A 716-nucleotide genomic window follows, 5' to 3' on the forward strand; every position below is an offset into this window, starting at 1 on the left:
TCCTGCGAGGCCATCGGCCTGCTGAAGATGGACTTCCTGGGCCTGCGGAACCTGACGGTTATCGGCGACGCGATCGACAACATCCGGGAGAACCGCGGCGAGGACATCGACCTCGACACCCTGAAGGTGGACGATCCGGAGACCTATCGCCTGCTCGCCCGCGGCGAGAGCCTGGGCGTGTTCCAGCTCGACGGCGGGGCGATGCGGGACCTGCTGCGGCGCATGGGCCCCACCGGATTCGACGACATCATCGCGGTGAACGCGCTCTACCGCCCCGGCCCGATGGCGATGAACACGCACAACAACTACGCCGACCGGAAGAACGGCCGCCAGGCCATCGAACCGATCCACCCGGAACTCGAGGAGCCCCTGCAGGACATCCTGGCCGAGACCCACGGCCTGGTCGTCTACCAGGAGCAGATCATGCAGATCGCCCAGCGGGTCGCCGGATTCTCGATGGGGCGCGCGGACGTGCTCCGCCGCGCGATGGGCAAGAAGAAGAAAGAGGTCCTGGAGAAGGAGTTCGAGGGCTTCCAGAAAGGTATGCGTGCCAACGGTTTCTCCGGCGAAGCCGTGCGGGCCCTGTGGGACACGATCCTCCCGTTCGCCGGGTATGCCTTCAACAAATCGCATGCCGCGGGCTACGCGCTGGTCGGCTACTGGACCGCGTACCTGAAGGCGAACTACCCCGCGGAGTACATGGCCGCGCTGCTGAC

Annotated in this window: 1 pseudogene; it reads left to right on the top strand. The window is 66.1% G+C overall.

The features are described from left to right. Window positions 1–716: pseudogene (locus tag FXO23_RS50645) on the top strand (DNA polymerase III subunit alpha); the annotation flags it as partial.

It is taken from the genome of Amycolatopsis anabasis (assembly GCF_009765355.1).
In the GTDB taxonomy this organism is placed as follows: domain Bacteria; phylum Actinomycetota; class Actinomycetes; order Mycobacteriales; family Pseudonocardiaceae; genus Amycolatopsis; species Amycolatopsis anabasis.